The 19182-nt window shown below is 41.7% G+C and carries 15 protein-coding genes; 5 read left to right on the forward strand and 10 right to left on the reverse strand.

What is annotated here, in order from left to right:
* Positions 1-462: 462 nt before the first annotated feature.
* On the reverse strand, positions 463-840 hold the full coding sequence (locus AC5JL8_RS11295; RefSeq protein WP_495879869.1) for a response regulator: 378 nt from the start codon (positions 838-840) through the stop codon (positions 463-465).
* A gap of 43 nt (positions 841-883) precedes the next feature.
* A complete protein-coding gene (locus tag AC5JL8_RS11300; protein ID WP_495879870.1) occupies positions 884-4939 on the reverse strand; it encodes a response regulator in 4056 nt (1351 codons plus the stop codon).
* A 1052-nt stretch (positions 4940-5991) separates the two neighbouring features.
* Between AC5JL8_RS11300 and AC5JL8_RS11305 the strand changes: the two genes are divergently transcribed.
* From AC5JL8_RS11305 to AC5JL8_RS11315, 3 genes are all read left to right on the forward strand, one after another.
* Positions 5992-6531, forward strand: a complete 540-nt coding sequence (locus AC5JL8_RS11305) for a universal stress protein (RefSeq protein ID WP_495879871.1) — start codon at positions 5992-5994, stop codon at positions 6529-6531.
* Between the two features lie 102 nt (positions 6532-6633).
* Positions 6634-7149, forward strand: coding sequence for a DUF3122 domain-containing protein (locus tag AC5JL8_RS11310; RefSeq protein ID WP_495879872.1), 516 nt, complete (start codon positions 6634-6636; stop codon positions 7147-7149).
* Positions 7150-7370: 221 nt separating this feature from the next.
* Complete coding sequence (locus AC5JL8_RS11315; RefSeq protein ID WP_495879873.1) at positions 7371-7655, forward strand: hypothetical protein; 285 nt, start codon at positions 7371-7373, stop codon at positions 7653-7655.
* 96 nt (positions 7656-7751) lie between these two features.
* On the opposite strand, the gene AC5JL8_RS11320 is transcribed toward AC5JL8_RS11315, so the two are convergent.
* The 4 genes from AC5JL8_RS11320 to AC5JL8_RS11335 all read right to left on the reverse strand — a co-directional run bounded on the left by AC5JL8_RS11320 (position 7752) and on the right by AC5JL8_RS11335 (position 10773).
* Complete coding sequence (locus AC5JL8_RS11320; RefSeq protein WP_495879874.1) at positions 7752-8939, reverse strand: AbrB family transcriptional regulator; 1188 nt, start codon at positions 8937-8939, stop codon at positions 7752-7754.
* 470 nt (positions 8940-9409) lie between these two features.
* The gene (locus tag AC5JL8_RS11325; RefSeq protein ID WP_495879875.1) at positions 9410-9748 is read right to left on the reverse strand and encodes a hypothetical protein; all 339 of its coding nucleotides are present in this window, start codon (positions 9746-9748) and stop codon (positions 9410-9412) included.
* A 122-nt stretch (positions 9749-9870) separates the two neighbouring features.
* A complete protein-coding gene (locus tag AC5JL8_RS11330) occupies positions 9871-10257 on the reverse strand; it encodes a nuclear transport factor 2 family protein (protein ID WP_495879876.1) in 387 nt (128 codons plus the stop codon).
* A gap of 150 nt (positions 10258-10407) precedes the next feature.
* Positions 10408-10773, reverse strand: coding sequence for a Lin0512 family protein (locus AC5JL8_RS11335; protein ID WP_495879877.1), 366 nt, complete (start codon positions 10771-10773; stop codon positions 10408-10410).
* A 60-nt stretch (positions 10774-10833) separates the two neighbouring features.
* On the opposite strand from AC5JL8_RS11335, the gene AC5JL8_RS11340 reads away from it, so the two are divergent.
* Positions 10834-11850, forward strand: a complete 1017-nt coding sequence (locus AC5JL8_RS11340) for a S66 peptidase family protein (RefSeq protein WP_495879878.1) — start codon at positions 10834-10836, stop codon at positions 11848-11850.
* Positions 11851-12068: 218 nt separating this feature from the next.
* Here the strand turns inward: AC5JL8_RS11340 and AC5JL8_RS11345 are convergent, their stop codons facing one another.
* Complete coding sequence (locus AC5JL8_RS11345) at positions 12069-12971, reverse strand: sugar phosphate nucleotidyltransferase (RefSeq protein WP_495879879.1); 903 nt, start codon at positions 12969-12971, stop codon at positions 12069-12071.
* An 886-nt stretch (positions 12972-13857) separates the two neighbouring features.
* Positions 13858-16464 (reverse strand): leucine--tRNA ligase, encoded by a 2607-nt coding sequence (leuS, locus tag AC5JL8_RS11350; protein ID WP_495879880.1) that lies wholly within the window; start codon positions 16462-16464, stop codon positions 13858-13860.
* Positions 16465-16551: 87 nt separating this feature from the next.
* Here leuS and AC5JL8_RS11355 point away from each other — a divergent pair, with 87 nt between their 5' ends.
* On the forward strand, positions 16552-17004 hold the full coding sequence (locus AC5JL8_RS11355) for a gamma-glutamylcyclotransferase family protein (RefSeq protein ID WP_495879881.1): 453 nt from the start codon (positions 16552-16554) through the stop codon (positions 17002-17004).
* 9 nt (positions 17005-17013) lie between these two features.
* Here AC5JL8_RS11355 and AC5JL8_RS11360 read toward each other — a convergent pair whose 3' ends face one another.
* Together AC5JL8_RS11360 and AC5JL8_RS11365 are read right to left on the reverse strand one after the other, a co-directional pair.
* Positions 17014-17628 (reverse strand): anti-sigma factor family protein, encoded by a 615-nt coding sequence (locus AC5JL8_RS11360; RefSeq protein ID WP_495879882.1) that lies wholly within the window; start codon positions 17626-17628, stop codon positions 17014-17016.
* A gap of 159 nt (positions 17629-17787) precedes the next feature.
* Entirely contained in the window at positions 17788-18444 is a 657-nt protein-coding gene (locus AC5JL8_RS11365; protein WP_495879883.1) for a sigma-70 family RNA polymerase sigma factor, read from the reverse strand.
* Positions 18445-19182: the final 738 nt, after the last annotated feature.

Genomic DNA, 19182 nt, shown 5'->3' on the forward strand with positions numbered 1-19182 from the left:
GTGTTTGAGGACGTTAATAATAGACGCCCGAAAATGAAGCAACGGGAATCTGAAAATTACCGTCCTAATGAATGTTTGCGGTTACATAGATAGATGCTGGATACTTGATTTAAAAGCTCTCAGCCCAAATTTCGGGCTGTGTTAAAGCTCCCACTGATGATGCTAGTTCGGTAAATATTTTGCAAAACGAGCTACGTTTGCTGACTGTGCGATTGTCTAGATGAAATCGCCTGTTTGGTGTAATCAAAGTAGCACCGACTTTTTCAGTAAGATAATACAATGTGACAGTTATACAACTGTCACATTGTTAATGTTGCTCGTAATAAAATAGACAAAGATGCTATCGAGATAATCAAATTAGATGTCTATAACCGTAGGTATCTGTACGTAATTTCCACATCAAACCTAAAATGCAGTTATTGCAATTACTAAGCAATTTCCTCATATTTGCGGCTACTATTCTCAAGTCCAACCCAAGGAAGCAGCTATCTGAGCGGCTAATTCTAGCGGATTAAAAGGTTTAGCGATCGCTGTTGCCATTCCCATTTGGGCATAGCGGCGACGGTCAGACGCCTGGATTTTAGCAGTTAACAAAATCACCGGAATTGCTTTTGTAGCCGGATTAGCTTGGAGTTTCTCAAAGGTAGTAATACCATCCATATCTGGCATCATTACATCCAACAAAATTGCATCCGGTTGGCAAACTTCGGCTTGAATTATGCCTTCTTGACCAGAATTAGCTGTTACCACTTCCCAGGCTGCAACAGTTTCCAAGCAAATCTTGGCAACTTCTTGAATGTATTGCTCGTTATCGATTACCAGAATTCGCTTGGTTGCCATTGCTCCTATTCTCTTAATTGATTGTGATTAAATGTTCTTGCTTTTAAAGTTCAGATTCAAGGCTTTCAGCTTGTATTTTAGTAATACGCTGAAGTAGCTCCATTACTCGTTGTTCAAATTCTTGGGTGGTTACACGCCCTTTGGTTAAAAATTCTGTATGTCCTAATTTCAGGCGATCGCATTCTGACTCGTCTAGATCCTTGGCTGAGTAAACGACCACAGGAGTACTACAAAGTTGATTATGCTGCTGTAGCCAATCCACCACTGCAAATCCATCGCTTTCTGGCAAGATAAGGTCGAGAATTAGTAAGTCAGGATTAACTTCTTGGCTGAGACGAATTGCTTCTCGTCCAGTCTTGGCTAGAAATGTTTCAATTTCATGCCTTTCAAACAAAGTGATCAGCACTTCAGCCAAATCGTTGTCATCCTCAACAATCAGAATGCGGAATCGTCTTGAACTATTAGTCACTACCTGCCTAAGTGACTGCAACAGATAGTTCTCTTCGACTGGTTTACTTACCCAATCAACAAAGTCTGCACTAGGTTGGCTATCGGTGCTGGGTTTGTATACACTACAAATCACAATTGGAATATTTCTAGTATCTGCTCGCTCTTTCAATATTGCCATAGTTTCCCAACCATTCATGCCAGGCATCAGCAAATCTAAGATAATCACATCTGGACGTTGGGTAGTTGCTAAGGCGATCGCCTCTTTACCAGTAGCTACTGTTACTACTCGATATCCTCCTTGTTCCAATACAGTTTGCAACTCATTACTGATATTAGGGTCGTCGTCACAAACTAGCACTAGCGGCGATTGCCCTTGGCACTGCGCTACGCGCAATCGCTGAGGCTTGAGTGTTGAGTCTGTAGTTCCAGATGCTTCTAAATCAGCACTGTGGATAGTTTTTAGAATCGGTAGTGTGAAGTAAAAACTACTACCTTCACCTAAGACACTCTCGACCCAAATACGTCCGCCATGCTGCTGCACAATACTTTTGCAAATTGCCAAGCCTAAACCAGTGCCATCGTGGTTGCGCGAGTCTGAGGAATCAACTTGTTGAAATCGCTCGAAGATACTGTCAAGTTTGTCAGTTGGGATGCCGCGGCCATTATCTTTGATAGTCCACAACACTTCATTGTCTTTTTTTTCAACCCCTAGCCAAACTGTGTCTCCAGCAGATGAGAACTTAATGGCGTTACTTAGTAGGTTAGTTAGAGTTTGGACAATCCGATCTGGATCGGCCCATAGCTGTATAGGTAAGCTATAAGTAGACAGTTGCACTTGGGCTTTATCTGCAAGAGGTTGGATCACATTCACTGCTGATTTAATCAAGCCAGCCACATTACAGATTTTTCGTTCCATTTTCACCCTGCCTGACTCGATGCGCTCGATATCTAGGATGTCGTTGAGCAAGCGTACTAGGCGATCGGTACTATCAGTAGCAATTTGCAGCAAACGTTTTCCCTGCTCTGACTCCGCTTTTAGTAAACCACTGGTGAGCATACCTAAAGAGCCATGAATCGAAGTCAGGGGCGTGCGGAGTTCATGACTGACGACAGAGACAAACTCATCTTTCATCCGCTCGATTTGCTTTTGCTCTGTAATATCACGCAATATTACTGTATATACAATTTCTCCTGCTATATTTAATTTTGATATGGAAGCCTCTGCCGGAAACTCTATCCCGTTCTTACGGCAACCAAATATTTCACGCCGTTCGCCCATCCTGCGGGCCAAACTGGGTGATTTGCCAAAGTCAACCACATGCTGACGATGTGCTTGAGCAAAGCGCAGTGGCAGAAGTAAGTCAAGTTGCTGTCCAATAACTTCCTCAGCAGAGTAGCCAAAAATCTTTTCTGCTCCTTGGTTAAACAAGGTAATGCGTTGATCTGCATCAACAGAAATAATTGCATCATCGGCAATATCTAAAATGCGTGCAAATCGAGCTTGAGAGATCCGTAGTTTTTCCTGTATTCGCTGCCGCTCATCAAGTTGTGATTGTAATTGTTGATTGAGGCTAATTAACTCGGCAGTACGCTCTGCTACTCGCAATTCTAATTCGTTGTTAATTCGGTTTAAATTTGCCTGGCTTTGCTGTAAAGCTATATTTGAGCGATCGCTTTGATTTTGCAAAGCGCTATTGACCGATTCTGGCTCAGTATCAAAGCTAGCCTGCCAAAGTTTTTGAGGTTTGACAGCTTGAGTGTTGTGGCTTTGAGCAATGCGCCGTAGTAGTTTCATCCGCTCTAAGCGATTGATGATTCGGGTAACCAATTCTGGCCCGACGATGGGCTTACTGACAAAATCATCAGCACCAACGCTAAATACCTGATTGACTATTTCAGCATTGCTATGAACCGTCAGAAATAAAATCGGCAACTCGCTCCAGCGAGGATCATTCCGCACCACCTTACACAGCTCAACACCATTGGTGTAAGGCATTTCCACATCCAGAATCAACAAGTCTGGGGCTACTCCTTCCAAAATTTCCCAGAATTTTTGCGGATCATCAAGGGTGATTACCTTTAGCCCCCAAGGAGTAAGTAAGGTTTGCAACAATGCCAAAATTTTCGGATCGTCATCTACAGCTAATACCTTGGCTTCAGCATGAGGAGCTTGTTGCAATACTTGGGTAATGGCTTCTAGTACCTGTGCAGAGGACATAGGCTTCTGCAAAAAAGTATGCCCGCCGTTACGAGCAACTTTTAGCCGATTAGTAAAATCAGTCTGCTCGGTAAAAACCAGCACTGGTAAAGGAGGCTGACGCAGGGACAGTTCTGCCAGCAAGCTTAGACTTTCCTCTTCATGTGGAGAAACGCTTGGATCGAGCAGCACTACATTAGGATGCTCTCGGTAGATTTGATTTTTGGCAGCTTCAATACTGGTAGCCAGTGTAACTTTTAAACCCCAGTTACCAGATTCTTTTGCCAAATTTTCAGCTAAGTTTTCCTCGCGATCAACGACCAATACTAAGGAACTTTCATCATTTGGTGGTGACGATACTACTTGATTATTTTTCTTCTCAATTTCTTGACGCAATAGCTTGACCCAATCCTGCAAGTTGCTTGTATCGTTTGGTGTCAAGGTTGTATGAGATTTCAACAGATGCTCAATTTTGCGTGCCAGCTTTGAGCCAAGCGGCAAACCAAAAGTGCCTAAAGAACCGGCCAAAGTGTGAGCTTCTTGGACTGCTTGCGTGAGGACTTCGCGTCCTTGTGTTGTCGACAAACTTAGTTCTGAATTCAAAGCTGTTTGAGTTAAAGCTGCTGCTTCCTCTAGTATCCTCAGTTGCTCATCAACTCGCCCTTGAAATCGCTGCCAAATTGCGGCAACTGCTGCGAGTGTTTGTTGCTCTGATTTAGAATTTGGAATTGGGGATTTTGAAGGCTCCTGCGCTCCCCTAGTTGCCTGCTCCTCTTCTCCCTGTGGTTTTAATCGATAGCCAATACCATATACTGTTTCAATCAAATCATTGGGCGCTCCTACATTTCTGAGCTTCATTCGCAACCCTTTGATATGGGTGCGAACAGCTTCTTCACCAGGAGTATCTTCATAAGACCAAAGATGTTCCAAAATCATGCCGCAACTAAAGACTCGGCGATTATTGCGTAGGAACAGTTCTAATAGGGCATATTCTTTTGGTGTTAATGAAAGTAAATTTTTAGCGTAGGTGACTTCGCAGCTACTAGGATCAAGCCGTAACTTGCCCCACTCCAGTACAGGTTGTGATGTTGTCCCGCCTCTACGCAATAAGGCCCGTACACGAGCAACTAGCTCCTCTTCATCAAAGGGTTTAACTACATAGTCATCCGCACCTGCATCTAGTCCAATGGCCTTTTCATGACTACTATCACGCCCCGTCAACAACAGAACTGGCATTTTTAGACCACGAGAGCGTATGTGACGGCAAAGACTGATGCCATCCAGCTTCGGCAGCATTACATCTAACAGAATTAAATCATAGTCGTAAGTTTCGATTAAATCCTGAGCAGCATTACCATCCCTAGCAACTTCGACTGCATAGTTTTGGTTAGCTAGAATTTCGGTAAGTACGTCAGCAAGTAACTCGTCATCCTCTACAACTAAAATCTTCATATCACAAGCTTTCTTGATGTCTGGGATTTAAACAGATAACGAGCGATAAATTTCAATTAAGAAGAGAAATTAATAGTGAAATCAAATGCATATTAAAGAATAATTGTATATATATTTAAATTTATTTAACACATATTCAGCTTGATCAATCCTCAAAAAGTAATTAGTCACAATTGCATCTCAACGGGTTGTTCTTGCAGCCTAGCCGAAGGCTAGCTTCTACAAAGTATAGAATTAAGTAACACCTTGGTCTAAGCTAGGATAAAACTCATTTTACCTTTTCAGTTGAGACTTCATGATTTAATTGTAAGGTATACTTCTCAGATTGAGTTGACATATTTATACCACTGGCGCAAGGGTAGTACTACAAATGGTAGTATATAAATTAACTTCATGATGAGAAACTTGTTGCTTGTGCCTTATACACTATCCCCTAGCACAAGAATAATTGACTCACAAACGGTAAGTAATCCGAAAATCGATGTTTCCTGAAAAACATCTAAGTATTAATGCAGAAGTTAGACTCGGTTGTATACTGTTCTGCAAAGAAGATATCGAAATCATAGATTTTCCAGACGTAGAACCAGAAGTATCAAGATTTACACTTGCTTAATTAACTTTGTCAAATAGATAATTTTTGTTAGCGCAAATAGGTGTGTTGATGGCATTGGATATAAAATACCTTTTGTAGCTCAAAATGGAAACTGTTAGAATTAACGCAAAGTAATGATATTAAACATTTAATTAATATTAAATGACAGGCGTAACCAGGGCTGATGGACAGTGATGTAGCGTTTGATCAATGGATATAAAGGCTTGTAGCAGGCGACTTTTAAATAAGTCTGCTGCTGTCCTCACAAGTTCCTCAAATTGTTGCTTTATAAACATAATTAAAGCACGAAAAATCCTTTACAAATTCAGCTTTAATAACGATTAGAAAAATTTTATCTATCAGTTGCCGAACAATATTGAGGAATTGGAATATGTACCAATTCAAGGTCAAGAAATTAGCAAATCGAATTACCAATAACTAATCAAAAACAGAGGTCTATATGTTTAAAAAGATTTTAGTGGCTTTGGATCGTTCGGAAATGGGGCAGCAGATTTTTGAGCACGCCTTGGCTTTAGCAAAGGTAACAAATGCTAAATTAATGCTACTGCATGTCCTATCTGGGGAAGAAGAAGGTAGTCCCTACGCACCCATCTTATCCAATTTTGATTACTATCCAGGATTGGGTTCTCAAAGCTTCGAGTACTACCAAAAGCAGTGGGATACTTTTAAAAATAAAGGTATCGAGATATTGCAACACTTATGCGCCCAAGCAAACACAGCAGGTATTGAGGCAGAATTTAACCAAAGCATGGGTAGTCCTGGTCGTGTGGTCTGTCAAATAGCTAGTAGTTGTGGCGCTGACCTAATTGTTATGGGGCGTCGGGGTCGCTCAGGAATAACAGAACTATTCCTTGGTAGCGTGAGTAATTACGTCCTTCACCATGCTCCTTGTACAGTCCATGTTGTGCATCTTCCATCTGGTGTTGTAAAGGCTGGAGAGGCTGTTCAGAAAACTACAATCTCTACTACATCTAACTAAGAGCCTTAGGATGAGCGCCGGGAGTATGTTACTTATCGCAAGGGAGAAAAGCAATGGAACTTTTAGCCATTGACTCTGAACCAGGGCAAGGAGGTACATCTGATGTTGCGCCGTTTATTACAAATATTTGGATGGCTGCTACTGCTGGGGATATTGACGACCTTTATATTTCTGGGTTTAGAAATCAGTACATCTCAAAAAGCGATCGCTGCTGTCATCCAACTAAAAGAAAGACCAGGAGAAATACTTTATCGCTCACAAAAAAAATTAGATGATCAATCAGGAAATGTTTGGCAGGTGATCTTATTTAAGCAGGTTTATTCTGGTGAAGCACTGAACGTAAATCTACGACTGGTAGGGTTTCCTGGTTCTGCCGAACTGATCCATCCACAACCGCTCAGAATTACTACTGCTACAGGTAAAGTCTTAACTGCTCCTGATGTTTTCTTAGAGGAAGCACCAGCACCCACTATTGGTCAATATGAATTTAAGAATATTTTGCCCACACTGCCTAGTGAACAACTGCTGCTAAATATACCTCTCCCTGGCGATCGCACTATTAATATCTCAGTTCCACAATCTGTAGTGCAGGAATGGCATCAAGTTCTGAGGAGCTAGCACTGTGCGGGGGTTCCCTCCGTTGAGGCGACTGGCGTTGCTGAGTCTTGAGTTTTTGAGTGAAATTGGCAACTCAGTTCGTCAGCGATTGCGCTGCGCGCACTGCGCTTGTAGGCAATCATACTTTCTTAATTGTTTCTTTCTTTGCATCTTTCGCGTCTACGTTAAAAAATAATTTAACTACAAATTATGATGAGTAATACACGCAACCAGAAAACGCGATGGCAATGTCAGATAAAGAACTCAAACAATTAATAGAAATTAACGCTAAAACAGCCCAAGCTATGTTAGATGAAATTGCTGACGCTAGGCAGGAACGGCAGGAACTCCGAGAAGGTATGATACAACTGCAAAATGCCGTGGTACGATTGACGAACCTACAAGAGGGAATCGCCAATTTACTGGTTTCTGTTGATGGCGATCGCCCCACTATTCTGAAAAAACTAACAGCTATTGAAAATAAGCTTAATCAACTATTGCAGCAACCAGAAGATCAGCTTGAGTAAGTAAATATAGCTGGTTGCTACTGAGTGTAATACATCAAGAAATTAAGGAACCATAAATAAAGCGATCGCTAAGAGTGAGTCGAAAATTTTGCTATTCTAAACAGATTCGGAAATTTGACTATCAAGACGACGAAATAAAAATATCCAAATCGGTAGGGAACTGTTAATTGCAATTAGTCGCACTAAATGACCAGTTGTGACAATTTCCACGTTATGATTTAATACCAAAGAAACTAAAATCATTTCTGCTGATCCTCCTGGTGCTGTCACTAATAGACAAGTCAACCAGTCCCAAGAAGTTAATTGCATTGCCAGCATAGCAGCGATCGCACCTGCTATAAGGGTCATTGCTACAGACATCAAAGCGTAGCCTACAGTCCGTTTGCCAAAATTAGGTTTTTCTCCCCAATACTCACCAATAGTAATTCCCAATAACATTTGGCCTATTAAGTTGATCAAAGGTGGGGGAATAAATTGAACATCATTAACAAAAGGCAGGCAATTCAGTAAAGGATTAAATGCTATACCAATTAACAATGCACTAAAAAAATCGCCTGCTGGAATTTTAAATAATATAGAAAGATAAACAGCTAATCCAGTAACAACAAGTGCCAATAAAAGCATTCCTAGCTGGAATGGCTCAAAACTTAGTAAAGCACCTTGAGTTGGGAGTGTTTGAGGATTCCAATAATTACCAACTGCTGTTCTGGCGATAAAAGGAATAACAAAAACTACAGATGTGACGCGTAAGGCCTGAACTAAAGCTACTAAGGTAACATTTCTGCCATAATCAGCCGCAATAGCTGCCATAATTCCCACACCACCAGGAACTGTAGCTAGCATTGCTGTTAATAGGTTTATTTTACTCAAGCGAGAGTAAATGTAGCCAATACCGCTACCACAAATTAGTAAAAAAAATGTCAGAAAAATAAAAATAGGAATACTAGAACTAACAGTGGCTAGATTAGCATGAGCGTTTGAGGAACCCACTGTTAAGCCTACAAGTGCCATACCAACTTTTCTAGCAGTTCGATTAGGTTTTGGGGAATCTTGGTAGAGAATTCGACATCCCTGCAAAACCACTGTACCAGCAGCAATACCCCCAAATATCCAGGCAATTCCGCCAATGTGGAATCTTGCCAAACCTAAACCTAAAGGCAATGCCAAAAGCATTTCTAAACTAAGGATAATTAGTTGCTTGATAAAAGGCTGTTGTTTGGCAACAACAGGATTTATAGTATTTGATGCTTCCAAGGTTGGAGCAACGCTTAAGCTTTGATTCATCGATACGCGCTTGTTTAATTAATTTAACTATGCACATAAGCTAACGCGATCGCACAATACACCGAGCATCTAAATTCCAACTATCTGGCCAATGACATAGGAGCAGTTTGAAGAGCATTGAACCATAGCATGAATAAAAACCAGTTGATGGATACTTATATTGAATAAATCCTCAAGTTTGTGGAGATTGTGCTTTTGCTTTGGTGGATGAGACCGAGTTAGCGTTCAATTATAGTAACTAAGTTATGCGAAGGTAGAAAGTAGGTGATTTACCTGGAATTCCTCATACTATAGCAGTTCTTATTTGTAGATAATATAAAGAAGGGACACAACTCCTGTTATGCCCCTACCAAGAAACTGTATTATTTTCCAAAGTCTAGTTATTTAGTGTTGCAGCGATCGCGCTAATTTTAGTATTGAGGCAATACAGTTTTTCCATCTCCTAAATAGAAGAATTTCCCAACTCTAGCTTAATCTTCATCAAGCGCTGGAAAAGCTTCTTCTAACTGCCACAACTCATCTTTATGTTCTATGAACCAAATACGAGTTTCTGGAGTCAATTGGCTCCAAATGTTTTCAATGGGAATGTGAGGAGATGCATATCGATACTGCTCACCAAGTACTCTGAGATTTTGCGCCACATCAAGGGGAATGCCAAACTCTTGCCAGTCAACTTTGACATTTCTTCCAGAGAGTCCTGCGGCGGGGTCGAAAATCAATTGTGCAGCTCTGATTAAATCAGCAAAGTGATTTGCTCTCAGTCCGGTTATCTGCTGAATCTGGGATGATTCGTTCTGCTCTTGAGACATTTCGCTGGAGTGGTGAAGATTAGTAGTCTATTGAACTTACTGCCAGAGATTCTTATCCCAATGCCTCCAGTCTAGCGCACATCTGTTAAGGTGAGCAGTTTGCAGACCCAAGCGCTATAGTTCTAAGAGCGCAGCTGAGCCACCATTGCTGCTGGATTCCAGTAAGCGCGAGTGGTTTGAATCTTACCAGCTGCGTTAATCTCAAAAATTGTAATTCCTTCAAAGCTGACTAGCTTGCCGCTTTTGCTGACTCCTTGCATTGTCCACTTGACCGCTGCTTCATTACCAGCAATAAATATATGCTCTGTTTTTGGTTCTAGTTTGTCAAAGACTGCTTGCAACTGCCCGATAAACTGACGAAATCCTTCATGAACTTTGGTAGGTGGTTCTCCAACTGGATCGTAGCTGAGAGCATCTTCGGCAAAGTTTTCTACCCAACCTTCTGGATTCATGGCTGCAATGTTACTAAAATAAGCAGCAACTACTGTGTCAATGGCTGCAAGTGACATAGCATCAGTTTCCTTAAATTACCAGAACAAGTTTAACTTGTTAGGTGTATTCAATGTGAGTTCTGATGTCAACTAACCAAATAAATTTTCCCGATGTTGTTCTTGGAGATGGGTCATTCTGTTAAGTAAATATTGCAATTTGTGCCACAGTTATTTAGTTTCAATTAAAACAGTAACCGCAGCAACAGCTATCAACATTTCATCATTTTTATCGTTGAGGGAGGGAATTGCGCGCCCCTGAACTACCATTCCTCCAGATTCTACGGTGAGGGTTTTGCGACCAAACGGCAATACAGCTAGTACCTCTTCTGTTTGCACTTGTTCTGGGTAAGGTACTGCTACTTTGACTTCCACAATCATTTCATTGGGGTCACTCAAACCAGCGACTTCCCAAACACCAGGTAAGGCATTATGAGCGATCGCATTACGTACCGCCCTGGCTGCTGCTACTGTCGGTTCCTGTCCATGTTGATCTACTCCCATTCCCATTTCGATAATCAAACGTTGAAGTGCCACAACTACCTCCGAAAAATTCTGGACATCTTAACCCAGCAAGCTTTACTATAAACTGCCATCATGACCATCAACCGTCGACAATTTCTTACTAGCTGTGGACTCGCTACTTTAGCCACTCAATTTCCATCATTTACCGCTCAAGGTCAGTCTCCTAACACCATTCTCAAGCCACCTCGCCTGCGAGTGGGCGATACTGTAGGATTAATTGCCCCGGCGGGTGTCATTGATGCCAAAGATGTCGCCGCAGCGCAGCGCACTTTTGCTGATTTAGGTTTAAAAGTCAAGTTAGGGGCGCATATTTTAGATCGTTATGGCTATTTAGCAGGCAAAGATGTTGACCGTGCCGAGGATTTAAACGCTATGTTTGCCGATAGATCTATCAAAGCGATTATTGCTATGCGCGGCGGTTGGGGTTGTAATCGGATTTTACCGCTACTGAACTATACTAATATCCGCTCTCATCCTAAAATTTTGATGGGGTATAGCGATATTACTTCTTTGTTGTTAGCGATCGCTGCCCGCAGTCGGGTGATTACTTTTCATGGGCCAGTTGCCACATCTACCTGGAATCAGTTTACGGTAGATTACATCAAGCGCATCCTATTTAATGGGGAAGCTGTGACAATGCAAAATCCCAACAATAGCGAAGGGCGATCGTTTCGAGTCGCACCGGGAAAAGCTAAAGGTAAACTTGTCGGTGGTAATTTGTCAGTAGTATCAGCAATGGTGGGTTCACCTTACCTACCCTCATGGCACAAAAGTATTTTGTTTGTGGAAGAAATAGGTGAGGATGTTTATCGTGTAGACCGGATGCTGACGCAGTTAAAAAATGCCGGAATACTGAACCAGATTGCTGGCTTTGTTTTTGGACAATGCACTAATTGTAGTCCTGGGGATGAGCCAACTTTTACTTTAATGCAAGTATTACAAGACCACTTAATTTCCTTAAAAATTCCGGTTTGGTATGGTTCAATGTTTGGCCATATCAAAGATAAATTTACTGTACCTGTAGGTGTAGAAGTAGAAATTGATGCGGATGCCGGAACAATAAGAATGTTAGAGTCAGCAGTAAGTTAAAGAAAATCTTACTATAGCAGTCCTAAATCATTCATGTAATTCTCTCTCCTCTCCTTCTTCGCGTCTAATTAAACAAAGTATTTTTCACAACTGATATCATGTCCGGCAAATCACCCTTAATGTCCTTGCGAGTGGAACGAAGTGAAACGACGCAATCGCAATGTTTTTGGGATTGCTTCCCTACGGTCGCAATGACGGTTATTTGAATGGACATGATATCAGATAGGATTGCTATATATATTTCTAAAATCAATCATTGTCTGACGATAAGCATCTGGCAATCCTGTATCAAAACACTTACCTTGGACAACATATCCTGTCATACCTTCTGCTTGACGTACTCTATCGAGACAGGATGTTAGCTGAAATTCCCCTCGTTCACGAAAGTTGTTATTAATGTGTTCTGCTAGAAAGTCAAAAATTTTGGGCGTGAGTACATACAAGCCAAATATACATAAAAACTCATTCTCTTCCATTGAATCTACACGCAAATACTGACGTGCATACTCAATTGATGGCTTTTCATAAACTTGTGTAATCTTCAAAATTGAATTTAACTTCTGCCAAACTCCGGCAACACATCCAGCTTTCTGAATAATTTCGGCAGGCATAATAGTTAAGCTAACAATACTCTGATTTTCTTGTTCGTAAACATCTAAAACTTGACGGGCACAAGATTTCTCAATGCCAGATTTGTAAACGTGGTCTCCTAGCATCAACAAAAATGGTTCATCCTTTACCCAGTCATGGGCACAAAATACCGCATGACCGTAACCTTCTTGCTCATCTTGCGTTAATATTGTGATTTTGTTACCTAATTCTTGGAGATATTGGCTGTATTCTTGATTTTGGGGCGAAAGCTTCTGAAAAAGTTCGGGTTTGGGCGGATTTTTAAATAAATTAGTAAATAATTCTTGATCATCTGGTTGTACTACAATGGCAATTTCTGCAATACCAGCATTAATTGCCTCTTCAACAATTGCTAGAATCACAGGTTTGGCTCTGCCGTCTTGATCAATAATTGGAAAAAGCTCTTTTTTAACGACTTTGGTAGCTGGAAATAAACGAGTGCCGAAACCAGCTGCCGGAATCACAGCTTTTTTAACTTGATTTTTCTGCATAAATCTTCACACTACTACTGGCGGGCTTTCACGCACTTCATATTATTCTGTCAGCCCTGGACATCACTAACAAACAACTCGTGTAAAAAATTTATGCTACTACATTCAGCATATAGCTCAACAGATCGATTTGCGATCGCTACTGGAAATTCTAGAACAATAACTGTTTTATTATACTAAGTACACAAATTATTTACGGTATTGCTTGGTCTTGATAGACACTATGCAGCATGAGTCGATTTTAACTAGTGTCAGTTGATAAACTGTCACTCACCAGATTACTACTTTTGTTCTAGAAGAGATATTCTTAGTTAGTGCAAGGAGTGATACCATTTCACCAGATGTTTGTCACAGGTTGTTCTCGCAATGCTTCTCCCTTAGAGGGTTTTGCAGATTTCAGATGTTTCATCAAACTAGTGATTTGGTATAAACTTATACGAAAAAGCGCTTGAGTGAGCAAAACTCTCAGGTGCTTTTTTGTGTATAAATAAAAAATTATCTTATTTAACCGAAAATAACTAAGTTTTTAAAGGCACATACAATTACATGCCAACAGGCAAAGGTATAAGTGTAATTTTACCCAATATATTAGTTACTCCAATTCAATTGAAAACTACTGTCTAAGAATTATTACGGAGATTTGAGAAATAGCGGTTTTTGGTTTAGCACAATAAAACTTAATACGGGCTAGATCAAGCCATGAACTTTAATCTGGTGACTACTGCTACTAAGCCCAAACCCCAATATGGTTCGCTTAAAGGTAACCATCACACCGTTAGGGTGTAAGTTGACAGGTACACAAACAAAACCTTATTGGGGCAATATGGGTAACGAGAAACGCGGTAACTCAGAGACTAATATTTCTCTTATTCGCTTTTCTCTAGTTTTAGCCGATTACAAAATTTACCAGTTTCCCAGGCACAACAATTACCTTTTTAATTTCTTTACCCTCAATGTAACGCTGGGCAACTTCTGATTCCCGTGCATATTTCTCCAACTCAGCTTTATCGGCTTGCGCTGGAACTTGAATTGCGCCCCGTGTTTTGCCCATAATTTGAATCACCAAAGTGATTTCATCAGCTACTAAGGCAGCAGGATCAAAAGAGGGCCAAGTTTGGGTGTGCACAGAATCGGCTTTACCAAATAAATGCCACAATTCATCAGTAATATGTGGTGCAAAAGGCGCTAGCAACACAACCAAAGTCTGAATTCCTTCGGCATAAATGGATGAATTTTTGCAGCTGGCATCAGCAAGGGCGTTACTTAACTTCATCAATTCTGAAACAGCAGTGTTGAATTGATATTCGTCTTGTACATCTTCTGTAACTGCTTGGATAGCAATATGTATTGCCCGTCGCAATTCCTTTTCTGGCTTAGTCAGATCTGAGAGTTGGGCTTTTTTCTGGGATACCCCAGCAGCAATATAATCTGTTACCAAGCGCCAAACCCGATTTAAAAAGCGGAATTGCCCTTCTACATCAGCTTCATCCCATTCCAAGTCTTTTTCTGGCGGTGCTTTGAACAAGATGAACATCCGTGCTGTATCTACACCATATTTACTAATTACATCTTCTGGTGCTACACCGTTGCCTTTTGACTTGGACATGGTAGCATACAGGCGTTGCAATGGTTCCCTGGTTTGGGGGTCGCGTGGATTAGCGGGGTCTACAAGATGAGAAGGAATCCATTTATCTTTACCACCCTTGTTGGGATTGAGATAAGTTAAACCCTGCACCATACCTTGAGTCAACAACCGTTGGAAAGGTTCATCAAAGTTTAACAAACCTCTGTCTCGCAGTACTTTAGTAAAGAAGCGCGAATACAATAAATGCAAAATCGCGTGTTCAATTCCACCCACATACTGATCAACTGGCATCCAGTCATTGGTTTTACTGGAATCGAAAACTTGCTGTTCATTTTTAGCGTCTGGATACCGCAAGAAATACCACGAGGAATCTATAAAAGTATCCATCGTGTCAGTTTCGCGCTTGGCTGGAGTGCCACAAGTTGGACAAGGGACATTCATCCAGCTTTCTAACTGAGTCAAAGGTGAACCGCCGCGTCCGGTAAACTCTACTTCTTCCGGCAACTCTACGGGCAAATCTTTGTCAGGGACTGGTACTATCCCACAGTTGGGGCAGTGAATTACTGGTATTGGTGCCCCCCAATACCGCTGTCGAGAAATCAACCAATCCCGCAAACGATATTGCACCCTAGCTTTACCAAAACCTTGCTGTTCGGCATATTCAACTATCGCTTGCTTGGCTTCTACAGATGGCATCCCACTAAAAGGGCCAGAATTAATCAGAGTTCCTGGTTCAGTATATGCACTGTCATAAGAAATCATGATTAAAGGTGGATCTTCTTGGCGGAAATCCTCATCTACAACTTCTTCTGGCGGAACGATCACAAACTCTATCGGCAAGTTATATTTAGTGGCAAACTTGAAATCACGGGCATCGTGAGCGGGTACACCCATGACTGCCCCAGTACCATACTCATACAGCACATAGTCAGCACTCCAGATAGGCAGTTCTTCCCCAGTAAAGGGGTTAATTGCTTTACCGCCAGTGGGAATGCCTCGCTTAGGTTTGTCTTCAGCGGTACGTTCTAACTCACTTTGATTGATAACCTCTTGAATAAACGCTTCTACGGCTGCTTTTTGTTCTTTAGTAGTGACGCGCTTTGTTAAAGGATGCTCTGGTGCTAATACCAAGTAGCTAACACCATAAACGGTATCCGGGCGTGTGGTATATACGCTGATTTTTTCATTCAACCCAATGATGGGAAATTCCAAGTAAGCACCTGTGGATTTACCAATCCAGTTAGCCTGCATCAATTTGACGCGTTCTGGCCAACCTGGCAACTTATCCAAGTCATTGAGCAATTCTTCAGCGTAGTCAGTAATCTTCAAAAACCACTGACGCAACAATTTGCGCTCAACTTTTGCGCCACTACGCCAAGAACGTCCCTCGTTATCAACTTGCTCGTTTGCGAGTACAGTTTGGTCAATTGGGTCCCAGTTAACTGCTGCTTCTTTTTGGTAAGCTAACCCTGCTTGCAAAAACTGCAAGAAAATCCATTGTGTCCACTTGTAATAGTCTGGTGAACAAGTAGCGACTTCGCAGTCCCAATCAATAGACAAACCAAGACGCTGCAATTGCTGCCGCATCTGGGCAATATTCTGATAAGTCCATTTTGCTGGAGGAACGCCACGATCAATGGCGGCGTTTTCTGCTGGCAAGCCAAAGGCATCCCAACCCATTGGGTGGAGTACTCGATACCCTTGCATTCGCTTGAGGCGAGCAATCACGTCAGTAATCGTATAATTACGAACGTGACCCATGTGTAGGCTACCAGATGGATAGGGGAACATGGACAAAGCGTAGAATTTTGGCTTGTCGCTATCTGTAGGTGTTTTATCTAAGCCAAGTTCTGCCCATGTTTTTTGCCATTTTTCCTCAATCGCGGCTGGGTTGTATCGGGAATCCACCAAAAAATGCTCCTACTGGATCTGTAATCGTATCTGCCTCCATATTGTAGATGGTAGGCAAAGAAATTCAGTTGGTTAAAATCAGCTATGACTGAAACAAATATGAAATTTTCTGCTACTGTGCGCGTTTTTGTTTATGGCACGCTCAAACCAGGTGAAGTTAATTATAAAAGATACTGTGCTGACAAAGTAGTAAATGCCAAAAGAGCTATTGCGCGAGGTCAACTTTTTGCTCTACCGATGGGGTACCCAGCGATGACGCTGGAAGAAAGCAAAGTCTACGGGTATTTACTTTCTTTTGCCGAATCTAAAATTTTAAGCCAACTAGACGATCTCGAAGATTATCAGCCTACTAGACAAATAAGAGAAAATCTTTATAATCGACAGCAGATTGAGATATTCGACTTGCAAGGGTTATCCTTGGGTTGGGCTTGGGTTTACCTAATGACCCCAGATCAAGTGCGCCGATTGGGAGGCAAGCCTCAACCCGATGGATGGTGGACTGGCTGTGGTTTAACCGCCAGCAAAGCGCAGTTCTAACCTTTGCAATTAGTTTATATCCTGTTCAATATGCCCCTGTTTAGGATTTTCCCGTGTTGCTGGCTTTGTCGGAGAAGCTACTGCTGCTTTAGGAATTTCAATGACCGGGTTATTTAAGGCCACCATTAACGGTGAAGCAGGGACGGTAGGTTCTGACTTGGCTTGTATTGGTTCTATTCGTTGTTGCGCTAGTTGCAGTGTCCTGGATTCTCCACCTGGTAGGATGCCGGATACTGTGCCAATGACACAAGCAGCAATGGCTGCACCTCCGAATGCCCAGGCTAACTGGGAACTGCGATTCAAACGTGCCAAAACTTGCTGGAGTGTGGTTTCTATTGGCTGTTGGGTTGCTGGTACTGGCATAGTCCGCAACCCTTGCCTTAACTTTAACAATCGAGCATACAAGCATTGAACGGAGGCATCGTTTGCCAGCCATTCTTCTACTTGCCTACGTTCGGCAGCAGTCACCTCTCCATCGAGGTAAGCACTCAATAACTCGAAGCGATCGCGCTTCACCATATCCATAGCACCCGTTGATTCATTGGTATGATTAGCCATTCCATCTGGCAAGTTTCTAGAAAGTTGCACGTGAGAACGGTCATAAAACTGAGAATCAGTAGTCATCTTAACATTATTACCAATTCATATACGGGTAAATACAACAGATAATTTTGAGAAATTCATCAATCTTTTTTCCTAATACCAGAGGATATTTATATTCTTTGTACAATTGGTAATCAATGCTTAAATTCTGCCATTCGACAGAGGACAGATATTGTACATTTAGGTATCAAGATAGCTTTGCAACTGGGTTTGCAATCTGGATCTAGCTCTGGCTATTCTCGACTTCACAGTTCCCAAGGAAACACCAGTGATTTCGGCAATTTCTTCATATGCCATACCTTCGATTTCTCTAAGAACAATTGTAGTGCGAAACACCTCTGGTAAATCGGCGATCGCTTCTCGCAGTTGCTCGTAAAATTCTCTAGTCGTCAGTTCCTCTTCTGGCCCAGGGGTATCTCCAGCAATTTCCCAATCCATTTCACCGTCGTCTACCGAGCGGGGAGCATCCAATGATAAAGGACTAACAACCCGCTTGCGTTTACGCAACTCATCATAAAATAAGTTAGTGGCAATGCGACTTAACCAGCCCCGAAACTTAGATGGTTCTTGTAATCGGTTAATATTCCGATACACGCGAATCCAAACTTCTTGAGCTAAATCAGCTCTATCAGGCCAATCTGGTGCTAAATGATATAACACCCTATCGACTTGAGTTTGATAACGACGCAATAGCTCCGCAAACGCAGCACGATCCGGACGTAGCCCAGTTTGACAACGCAAAATTAAATCGTGATTGGAGAGTTTGTCAACTTGCACCGATGCTTCTGGACACCTCGCATCAACCGTTGACCAGGATACAGTAATCGATTGACTCATAGATCGTACTGGCTCTAAATCATCCCTTTCTATTAGACCTGCTAATTAGTGGGAAGTTCCTAGAGTAAGTGACGGATTTGTGACTGGAACAATCGGGTATCCAAGTATGAATAGTCCTTTAGCGAATCATAGGTATGCTTTTTGGCTTTAACATTTACATTTCAAGCCTTTCAGCTATTATTTATCAGATTTTAGAGGTGTAGCAATGTTACGTACATTTGTGCTGTTAATGATAACTGTCACTATACACTTGACAGGAATTGTATTTTATGCATAAAAAGCGTATAACAGAGTTGACAATCTGATGCAGATCAGTTGGTTAACGAGGCTTATGTTTGGGCAAGCCGGCGTGAGTGAGTTTCTGGCTGGAAAAGCCAAAGCAAGTTAACTTAGTACTGGATTGTAGAGTTACAAAAGTTTCGTCAAAAGGTGAAAAAAGACCCAGTTGCTAAATTTCCGATTTTGAATATTGAATATAGGCAGCCATAGACTTCCGGCTTCCCTCCCATTTAGATAGAACCCCATAGGCAATAGCCCACAATGCTCGTCATGAAAATCTTTCCTCCGTAATCCTTAGTCCCCAGTCCCTATTTTCAAGACAGACGCTCATGTGATAAATCATACAACGAGAGAATGAAAATCTTACCCCTTCTGCCCTCTGCCTTATTTTCAACATAGGCAATGTTTAGATTTAGATGTAAAGTATTTAATTTCCCATGAGGTCAGATGCATACTAAA

The sequence above is a fragment of the Mojavia sp. genome, from assembly GCF_059505145.1.

Excerpts from the sequence above, each read along its gene's own strand:
- AC5JL8_RS11295 (WP_495879869.1), bottom strand. The coding sequence starts at position 840 with ATGGCAACCAAGCGAATTCTGGTAATCGATAACGAGCAATACATTCAA.
- AC5JL8_RS11300 (WP_495879870.1), bottom strand. The coding sequence starts at position 4,939 with ATGAAGATTTTAGTTGTAGAGGATGACGAGTTACTTGCTGACGTACTT.
- AC5JL8_RS11305 (WP_495879871.1), top strand. The coding sequence starts at position 5,992 with ATGTTTAAAAAGATTTTAGTGGCTTTGGATCGTTCGGAAATGGGGCAG.
- AC5JL8_RS11310 (WP_495879872.1), top strand. The coding sequence starts at position 6,634 with ATGTTGCGCCGTTTATTACAAATATTTGGATGGCTGCTACTGCTGGGG.
- AC5JL8_RS11315 (WP_495879873.1), top strand. The coding sequence starts at position 7,371 with ATGGCAATGTCAGATAAAGAACTCAAACAATTAATAGAAATTAACGCT.
- AC5JL8_RS11320 (WP_495879874.1), bottom strand. The coding sequence starts at position 8,939 with ATGAATCAAAGCTTAAGCGTTGCTCCAACCTTGGAAGCATCAAATACT.
- AC5JL8_RS11325 (WP_495879875.1), bottom strand. The coding sequence starts at position 9,748 with ATGTCTCAAGAGCAGAACGAATCATCCCAGATTCAGCAGATAACCGGA.
- AC5JL8_RS11330 (WP_495879876.1), bottom strand. The coding sequence starts at position 10,257 with ATGTCACTTGCAGCCATTGACACAGTAGTTGCTGCTTATTTTAGTAAC.
- AC5JL8_RS11340 (WP_495879878.1), top strand. The coding sequence starts at position 10,834 with ATGACCATCAACCGTCGACAATTTCTTACTAGCTGTGGACTCGCTACT.
- AC5JL8_RS11345 (WP_495879879.1), bottom strand. The coding sequence starts at position 12,971 with ATGCAGAAAAATCAAGTTAAAAAAGCTGTGATTCCGGCAGCTGGTTTC.
- AC5JL8_RS11355 (WP_495879881.1), top strand. The coding sequence starts at position 16,552 with ATGACTGAAACAAATATGAAATTTTCTGCTACTGTGCGCGTTTTTGTT.
- AC5JL8_RS11360 (WP_495879882.1), bottom strand. The coding sequence starts at position 17,628 with ATGACTACTGATTCTCAGTTTTATGACCGTTCTCACGTGCAACTTTCT.
- AC5JL8_RS11365 (WP_495879883.1), bottom strand. The coding sequence starts at position 18,444 with ATGAGTCAATCGATTACTGTATCCTGGTCAACGGTTGATGCGAGGTGT.